This is a genomic window from Enterobacter sp. 725m/11, from assembly GCF_011683705.1.
GTDB lineage: Bacteria > Pseudomonadota > Gammaproteobacteria > Enterobacterales > Enterobacteriaceae > Enterobacter > Enterobacter bugandensis.
The window spans coordinates 1-8,088 of the sequence record NZ_JAAQOK010000086.1 but is presented as its reverse complement, the minus strand read 5'-3'; the positions used below and the strand labels follow the sequence as shown (position 1 = coordinate 8,088).

The following is an 8,088-nucleotide window of genomic DNA, read 5'->3' as shown; positions in this document are numbered from 1 at the left end:
TCCGTCGTCGGCAGCGTCAGATGTGTATAAGAGACAGTTATTCAACAGAATGCTTGATAGGGATAATCGTTCATTGCTATGCTATCTATCGCCATGAACTATCGTGGCGACGGAGGATGAATAATGAATATTCGTGATCTTGAATACCTGGTAGCGTTAGCCGAGCATCGTCACTTTCGCCGCGCGGCAGATTCCTGCCACGTCAGCCAGCCGACGCTGAGCGGGCAGATCCGCAAGCTGGAAGACGAGCTGGGCGTGATGCTGCTGGAGCGCACCAGCCGTAAGGTGCTGTTCACCCAGGCCGGTCTTCTGCTGGTGGATCAGGCGCGCACCGTGCTGCGCGAGGTCAAAGTGCTCAAGGAAATGGCAAGCCAGCAGGGAGAGGCCATGTCCGGCCCGCTGCATATTGGCCTGATCCCAACCGTTGGCCCGTACCTGTTACCGCACATCATTCCGATGCTGCACCAGACGTTCCCGAAACTCGAAATGTACCTGCACGAAGCGCAAACCCATCAGCTGCTGGCGCAGCTGGACAGCGGCAAGCTCGACTGCGCCATTCTGGCGCTGGTAAAAGAGAGCGAAGCGTTTATTGAAGTACCGCTGTTCGATGAGCCGATGCTGCTGGCGATCTATGAAGATCACCCGTGGGCGAACCGCGATCGCGTGCCGATGGCCGATCTGGCCGGGGAAAAGCTGCTGATGCTGGAAGACGGTCACTGCCTGCGCGATCAGGCGATGGGCTTCTGCTTCGAAGCGGGCGCTGACGAAGATACCCACTTCCGCGCAACCAGTCTGGAAACGCTGCGTAATATGGTGGCGGCGGGAAGCGGTATTACGTTGCTGCCTGCGCTGGCCGTGCCGCGCGAGCGTAAGCGTGATGGCGTGGTGTACCTGCCGTGCATTAAGCCGGAGCCGCGTCGCACCATTGGCCTGGTGTATCGTCCGGGGTCACCGCTGCGCAGCCGCTATGAGCAGCTGGCAGAGGCCATCCGCGGTGCGATGGATGGCCATTTCGACAGCGCGTTAAAACAGGCGGTTTAAGCCGTTCAGCGCGGCTACCCGATAGGCTTCTGCCATGGTCGGGTAGTTAAAGGTGGTGTTAACGAAGTACTCAATGGTGTTACCACCGCCTTTCTGCTCCATTATTGCCTGACCGATATGAATGATTTCCGCCGCGCGTTCACCAAAGCAGTGAATCCCGAGGATCTCTTTCGTCTCGCGATGGAACAGAATTTTCAGCGTACCTACGCTCATCCCCACGATCTGCGCCCGCGCCAGATGTTTAAACTGGGCACGACCTACCTCGTAAGGCACCTTCATTGACGTCAGCTGCTGTTCGGTTTTCCCCACGGAACTGATTTCCGGAATGGTGTAGATCCCCGTCGGAATATCCTCGATCAGATGCGCCGTTGCTTCACCCTTCACCAGCGCCTGAGCGGCAATGCGGCCCTGATCGTAAGCGGCGGATGCCAGGCTCGGGTAGCCAATTACGTCGCCCACCGCGTATACGTGCGGCAGCGCGGTCTGATACATGCTGTTGACCTTCAACTGACCGCGGCTGTCTGTTTCAAGCCCGATATTTTCCAGCCGCAGTGAATCGGTATTGCCGGTACGGCCGTTGGCGTACAGAAGGCAGTCGGCTTTCAGCTTCTTACCGGACTTCAGGTGCATGATCACACCGTCATCGCAGCCTTCTATTTTCTCGTACTCTTCGTTGTGACGGATCACCACGCCGCTGTTCCAGAAGTGATAGGAGAGGGAGTCTGACATCTCCTGATCGAGGAACGCCAGCAGGCGATCGCGGGTGTTAATCAGGTCAACTTTGACATCCATTCCGCGGAAGATCGACGCGTATTCGCAGCCGATGACCCCTGCGCCATAGATAATGACGTGGCGGGGTTCATGGTGCAGGCTCAGAATGGAGTCGCTGTCGTAGACGCGTGGGTGTGAGAAGTCGACGTCGGCCGGATGGTAAGGGCGTGAACCGCAGGCAATCACAAATTTTTCAGCGGTGATCGTCTCAATCGAACCGTCGTGGCATTCGAGTGCCAGGGTGTGTTCATCCACAAAATGCGCGTTGCCCTGCAGGATTTCACAATGGTTACGCTCATAAAAGCCCTGACGCATGCGCGTCTGCTGGTTAATGACGGTATCCGCGTGATTCAGGATGTCGGCAAAGGAGGAACGAAGAAGTCGGGAGTGGTCGCTGTAAAGAGGGTTCTGGTTAAATTCGATAATGCGGCTAACGGCGTGGCGGAGGGCTTTCGAAGGGATGGTGCCCCAGTGGGTGCAACCGCCGCCGACATTATGGTAGCGCTCGATGACCGCTACTCTGGCTCCCTGTTTCACCAGACCCATAGCAGCACCTTCGCCGCCGGGGCCGGAACCAATAACTATTGCGTCGTAATCGTAGGAATGTGGCATGGCAAGGCTTACCTGTTCTTATACATAAAAGCAACAGAATCATAACATCATTGCCAGGGTAACCCAATTATCGTTGTGCTTTTTTCCGGCAGTGGAGCACAAACCGCACGTAAACAATCATTCACAAAGCTGAGCAAACAGATTAATTTTATTCTCTGGTATAGTGCCATCAGGCCTTTGGAAGGATTCAACTATCGTGATGGGCGTAAGAGCACAACAAAAAGAGAAAACCCGGCGTTCGCTGGTGGAAGCCGCATTCAGTCAACTGAGTGCTGAGCGGAGTTTTGCCAGTTTGAGCCTGCGCGAAGTCGCACGCGAGGCCGGGATTGCGCCAACGTCCTTCTATCGTCACTTCCGTGATGTGGATGAACTGGGCCTGACCATGGTCGACGAGAGCGGTTTGATGCTGCGCCAGCTGATGCGCCAGGCGCGTCAGCGTATCGCCAAAGGCGGCAGCGTGATCCGCACCTCCGTGTCGACGTTTATGGAATTTATCGGCAATAACCCCAACGCGTTTCGTCTGCTTTTGCGCGAGCGTTCGGGCACATCGGCAGCGTTTCGTGCCGCCGTCGCGCGGGAAATTCAGCACTTCATCGCGGAACTTGCCGACTATCTTGAACTCGAAAACCATATGCCGCGTGCCTTTACTGAAGCACAGGCCGAGGCGATGGTGACGATTGTGTTCAGCGCGGGTGCCGAAGCGCTGGACGTCAGCATTGAACAACGCAAGCAGCTTGAAGAGCGACTGGTATTGCAGCTCAGGATGATCTCCAAAGGCGCGTACTACTGGTATCGCCGTGAACAAGAGAAACTGGCACATCAAACCGAAGAGTGAAGGTGAGTAATGAAACAGTCAGGTCAGGATAAAGGGACGCTGTTGCTGGCATTGATCGCTGGCTTATCCATTAATGGCACGTTTGCCGCTATTTTTAGCTCCATCGTGCCATTTTCGATTTTCCCGCTTATTGCGCTGGTGCTGACGGTCTACTGCCTGCATCAGCGTTACCTGAACCGTACGATGCCGGTTGGGTTACCGGGGCTGGCCGCTGCCTGTTTTATTCTGGGCGTATTGCTGTATAGCACCGTGGTGCGCGCGGAGTATCCGGATATCGGCTCTAACTTCTTCCCTGCGGTACTGTCCGTGGCGCTGGTGTTCTGGATTGGCTCGCGCATGCGTAGCCGCAAGAGCCAACTGCCAGAGTAATGGGGTCTGAGTAGGGCAGGTAAGCGAAGCGCCACCTGCCAAAAACGCCGGCTAGTTACTTCGCCGTGAGCAGTACACCGCACTCCATATGGTGCGTATACGGGAACTGATCGAACAGCGCCAGACGTTCAACCTTGTGCGTCTGGCTTAATGTTCCCAGATTCTTGCACAGCGTCTCCGGGTTACAGGAGATGTACAAAATACGCGGGTACGCCTGCACCATCTTCTCGGTTTCGCTGTCCAGGCCGCTACGCGGCGGGTCGACAAAAATCGTCTCACACTGATAGCTCTTCAAATCGATCCCTTCCAGGCGGTTAAACTGGCGTACACCGTTCATGGCCTGGGTGAACTCTTCTGCCGCCATGCGAATGATCTGCACGTTATCGATATGGTTAGCGGCGATGTTGTACTGCGCGGCCGCTACCGACGGCTTGGCGATTTCCGTTGCCAGCACGCGTTCGAAGTTACGCGCCAGCGCCAGCGAGAAGTTGCCGTTACCGCAGTACAGCTCAAGCAGATCGCCCTTAGATCCTTCCGTCGCCTTCAGCGCCCACTCCAGCATCTGCACGTTCATCGCGGCATTCGGCTGGGTGAAGCTGTTCTCCACCTGACGGTAAACCATCTCTTTACCCGCCACCGGCAGACGCTCGTCGACGTAATCCTGATCCAGCATGATTTTGGTTTTGGTCGCGCGGCCAATCAGGTGCACGTTGATGTTCTGCGCACGCAGCGCATCGCGCAGGGCTTCGGCCTGCTCGCGCCATTCGTCGGTCAGCGCTTTGTGGTACAGCAGAGAGACAATCGCCTGATTGCTTTGCGTGGTCAGATAGTCAATCTGGAACAGCTTGTGGCGCAGCACCGGATTGTTGCGCACGCCTTCAATGATCAGCGTCATCAGCTGGTTGATAAGCTCGCTCGCTGCCGGGAAGCTGTCCACGCGAATGCGTGATTTGGTCTGCTGATCGAAAATGATGTGGTACAGGTCGTCGCCGTCATGCCAGATGCGGAACTCGGCGCGCATGCGGTAGTGGCTGACAGGGGAGCGGAACACCTCGGGAACGGGCGCGTTGAAAGGCGTCATCATACTTTGCAGGCGGACAACTTTCTCGGCCAGCTGCGCGTCGTACTGTTCTGTCGGGAGGTGTTCTGGGGTCATGATGCGTCCTGAGTGATAAAGAATTACGCGGGGATTGTAGGGATTGTTCAGGGGATGTCCAGATTTAATGGCCAATAGCTGTCTGGACATCTATACGTGTCTAATTGTAGCATTCTGTTTCCGGTCTCCTGAGAGTGAAAAGGGAATCCAGTGAAAATCTGGAGCTGACGCGCAGCGGTAAAGACTGGCGGGATGAGAGCTGTAGACACTGTGAAAATGGGAAGTCTTCATCCGTATAACGCCACCTAGCCCGAAGACCTGCCGGGATCACGTCGCATTTGGTTTCATCATCGCGTGCTATAGATGAGGCCTGCGGCATCCTTCTTATATTGTGGATGCTTTAACAATGATTAAAAAAGTATCGCTGTTGACGGCGCTGTCCGTCACGGCATTTTCGGGCTGGGCGCAGGATAGCGCTGACTCGTTGGTGGTGACGGCAAATCGTTTTGAACAACCTGAAAAAACTATTCTGGCAGCAACGTCGGTGGTTACGCGTGCCGATATTGACCGCTGGCAGTCAACCTCGGTGCTGGACGTTATGCGTCGCTTGCCCGGCGTGGACACGGCGCAAAATGGCGGGATGGGGCAACTCTCTTCTCTCTTTATCCGTGGCACCAACTCCAGCCACGTCCTGATTCTCGTTGACGGCATTCGCCTTAACCAGGCGGGCGTCACGGGGTCGTCCGATCTCAGCCAGTTCCCGATCTCCCTGGTGCAGCGAATCGAATATGTTCGTGGACCGCGTTCGGCGGTCTACGGCTCGGATGCGATTGGCGGTGTAGTCAACATTATTACCACTCGCGCGAAGGACGATACGACGCTGAATGCCGGCGTAGGGTCGCACGGTTACCAGAATTATGGCGGCAGTACCCAGCAAACGCTGGGCGACAGCACGCGCGTCACGCTGGCGGGGGATTACACCTATACCAAAGGTTTCGATGTGGTTGCGGACGGCAACAATGGTGGCCTTGCCCAGACCGATCGCGACGGATTTATGAATAAAACGCTCTACGGCGCACTGGATCACGCATTTTCAGACCAGTGGAGCGGATTTGTTCGCGGCTTTGGCTACAGCAACCGTACGGCCTATGACGGTTACTACAGCTCATTTACCCCTGACGTTCTGGTCGATACCCGCCAGCTCTATAGCCAGACCTGGGACGCAGGATTACGCTTTAACGAGGATATATTCCATTCACAGCTGCTCACCAGCTATAGCCACAGCAAAGACTATAACTACGACCCTAATTTGGGCCGTTACGATTCGACGGCCACGCTGGATGAAATCAAACAGTACAACGTTCAGTGGCTCAACTCCGTTGATGTGGGGCACGGGAACATTGGTGCGGGCGTTGACTGGCAGAAGCAGAGCACCGAGCCGGGTACAAACTACGTGACCAACGGCTACAACCTGCGTAACACCGGCGTCTACCTGACCGGGCTGCAGCAGCTGGGCGATTTCACTCTGGAAGGGGCGGTTCGCAGCGATGACAACTCTCAGTTTGGTCGCCATGGTACCTGGCAAAGCAGTGCAGCGTGGGAGTTCGTGGACGGCTACCGCTTCATTGCTTCTTATGGTACGGCCTATAAGGCCCCGAATCTGGGTCAACTCTATGGCTTCTATGGCAATGACCATCTTGATCCTGAAGAGAGCAAGCAGTGGGAAGGGGCGTTTGAAGGCCTGACGGCAGGCGTGAGCTGGCGCGTGTCCGGCTATCGTAATGACGTTGATAATCTCATCGACTTCAATAATAACCTTCAGGAATATTACAACGTCGGTAAAGCACGCATTAAGGGTGTGGAAGCGACGGCGTCGTTTGATACAGGTCCGTTGACGCATACCGTTGGCTACGACTATGTGGATGCCCGCAATGCGGCGACCAACGAACTTCTGGACCGTCGTGCTAAGCAGCAGGTGAAATATCAGCTCGATACGCAGATCTATGATTTCGACTGGAGCCTGACGTATCACTATCTCGGCACGCGTTACGACACTGATTTTGGTTCTTATCCGTCAGAAAAAGTGAAAATGGGCGGTGTGAGCCTGTGGGATGTCGCAGTTTCATATCCGGTCACCTCTCACCTCACAGTTCGTGGTAAAATAGCCAACCTGTTCGATAAAGATTACGAGACAGTTTATGGCTACCAAACTGCAGGACGGGAATACACCTTGTCTGGCAGCTACACCTTCTAATCCGCGCCCTACCGTGCTGGTGTTTGATTCCGGCGTCGGTGGGCTTTCGGTCTACGATGAGATTCGGCATCTCCTGCCGGATCTCCATTACATCTACGCCTTCGATAACGTCGCTTTTCCTTATGGGGAGAAGAGTGAGGACTTTATCGTTGAGCGCGTGGTTGAAATCGTCACCGCGGTACAAAAGCGCTATCCCCTTGCGCTGGCGGTCATTGCCTGTAATACGGCGAGCACCGTTTCTCTTCCCGCCCTGCGTGAAAAATTCCAGTTCCCGGTTGTGGGCGTTGTTCCTGCCATAAAGCCTGCCGCGCGCCTGACGGCGAACGGTATCGTGGGCTTGCTGGCCACGCGTGGCACGGTGAAGCGTCCTTATACCCGCGAGCTGATCGACCGTTTTGCTAACCAATGCCAGATTGCAATGCTTGGCTCCGCAGAGCTGGTGGAGATGGCGGAAGCGAAACTGCACGGCGAGACGGTATCGCTCGAAGAGCTGCGTCGTATTCTTCGTCCGTGGCTGCGGATGCCCGAACCACCGGATACGGTTGTGCTAGGCTGCACCCACTTCCCTCTCTTGCAGGAAGAGCTATTAGAAGTGCTTCCGGAGGGGACGCGGCTGGTGGATTCTGGTGCGGCGATCGCCCGTCGTACGGCCTGGCTGCTGGAGCATGAAGCGCCAGATGCGAAATCTACCGATGCAAATATCGCGTTTTGCATGGCTATCACGAAAGAGACTGAGCAACTTTTACCCGTTTTACGCCGTTATGGCTTTGAAACGCTCGAAAAACTGGCGCTGTAGCACGGTTTTGAGCAAAAAAGAGACGGTTGAAAGTTTTTTTTAAAAGAGGGGTTGTCAACGTCTGAGAACTCCCTATAATGCGCCTCCACTGACACGGAACAACGGCTTACAGGCCGCCGGGTTAGCGGGGTTCAGAGATGAACGCCAACAGAGAAAAGTGAAAATAATCGCTTGACTCTGAATGAGGAAAACGTAATATACGGGACCTCGCAACGGTGAGCTGAAAGCCGCGTTGCAACTGCTCTTTAACAATTTATCAGACAATCTGTGTGGGCACTCAAAGTGACATGGATTCTTAACGTCGCAAGACGAAA

The 8,088-nt window shown here is 55.2% G+C and carries 7 protein-coding genes and 1 riboswitch; of the genes, 5 read left to right on the top strand and 2 right to left on the bottom strand.

Translation table 11 applies throughout. The features are described 5' to 3' along the window. Window positions 1-123: 123 nt before the first annotated feature. Complete coding sequence (gene oxyR, locus HBA26_RS22160) at window positions 124-1,041, top strand: DNA-binding transcriptional regulator OxyR (protein WP_126346085.1); 918 nt, start codon at window positions 124-126, stop codon at window positions 1,039-1,041. Here oxyR and sthA read toward each other — a convergent pair. Continuing rightward, a complete protein-coding gene (sthA, locus tag HBA26_RS22155; RefSeq protein ID WP_045260262.1) occupies window positions 1,024-2,424 on the bottom strand; it encodes a Si-specific NAD(P)(+) transhydrogenase in 1,401 nt (466 codons plus the stop codon). The two genes, oxyR and sthA, sit on opposite strands and share 18 nt — an antisense overlap. Window positions 2,425-2,620: 196 nt before the next feature. Here sthA and fabR point away from each other — a divergent pair, with 196 nt between their 5' ends. Further along, window positions 2,621-3,259 (top strand): HTH-type transcriptional repressor FabR, encoded by a 639-nt coding sequence (gene fabR, locus HBA26_RS22150; protein WP_008501784.1) that lies wholly within the window; start codon window positions 2,621-2,623, stop codon window positions 3,257-3,259. A 9-nt stretch (window positions 3,260-3,268) separates the two neighbouring features. Continuing rightward, a complete protein-coding gene (locus tag HBA26_RS22145; RefSeq protein WP_008501783.1) occupies window positions 3,269-3,628 on the top strand; it encodes a YijD family membrane protein in 360 nt (119 codons plus the stop codon). Window positions 3,629-3,683: 55 nt separating this feature from the next. Here HBA26_RS22145 and trmA read toward each other — a convergent pair whose 3' ends face one another. Continuing rightward, a complete protein-coding gene (gene trmA / locus HBA26_RS22140; protein ID WP_126346084.1) occupies window positions 3,684-4,784 on the bottom strand; it encodes a tRNA (uridine(54)-C5)-methyltransferase TrmA in 1,101 nt (366 codons plus the stop codon). 104 nt (window positions 4,785-4,888) lie between these two features. Next, a riboswitch (cobalamin riboswitch) is annotated at window positions 4,889-5,065 on the top strand. A gap of 65 nt (window positions 5,066-5,130) precedes the next feature. Between trmA and btuB the strand changes: the two genes are divergently transcribed. Together btuB and murI are read left to right on the top strand one after the other, a co-directional pair. Further along, window positions 5,131-6,978, top strand: coding sequence for a TonB-dependent vitamin B12 receptor BtuB (gene btuB, locus HBA26_RS22135; protein ID WP_126346083.1), 1,848 nt, complete (start codon window positions 5,131-5,133; stop codon window positions 6,976-6,978). Beyond that, window positions 6,923-7,774 (top strand): glutamate racemase, encoded by an 852-nt coding sequence (gene murI, locus HBA26_RS22130; protein ID WP_126346082.1) that lies wholly within the window; start codon window positions 6,923-6,925, stop codon window positions 7,772-7,774. The genes btuB and murI overlap by 56 nt, the downstream gene beginning before the upstream one ends. The last annotated feature ends 314 nt before the right edge of the window (window positions 7,775-8,088 follow it).

What these genes read in the sequence shown, in the direction of transcription:
- HBA26_RS22145 (WP_008501783.1), top strand. Translation starts at nt 3,269, where the DNA reads ATGAAACAGTCAGGTCAGGATAAAGGGACGCTGTTGCTGGCATTGATC.
- trmA (WP_126346084.1), bottom strand. Translation starts at nt 4,784, where the DNA reads ATGACCCCAGAACACCTCCCGACAGAACAGTACGACGCGCAGCTGGCC.
- murI (WP_126346082.1), top strand. Translation starts at nt 6,923, where the DNA reads ATGGCTACCAAACTGCAGGACGGGAATACACCTTGTCTGGCAGCTACA.
- oxyR (WP_126346085.1), top strand. Translation starts at nt 124, where the DNA reads ATGAATATTCGTGATCTTGAATACCTGGTAGCGTTAGCCGAGCATCGT.
- sthA (WP_045260262.1), bottom strand. Translation starts at nt 2,424, where the DNA reads ATGCCACATTCCTACGATTACGACGCAATAGTTATTGGTTCCGGCCCC.
- btuB (WP_126346083.1), top strand. Translation starts at nt 5,131, where the DNA reads ATGATTAAAAAAGTATCGCTGTTGACGGCGCTGTCCGTCACGGCATTT.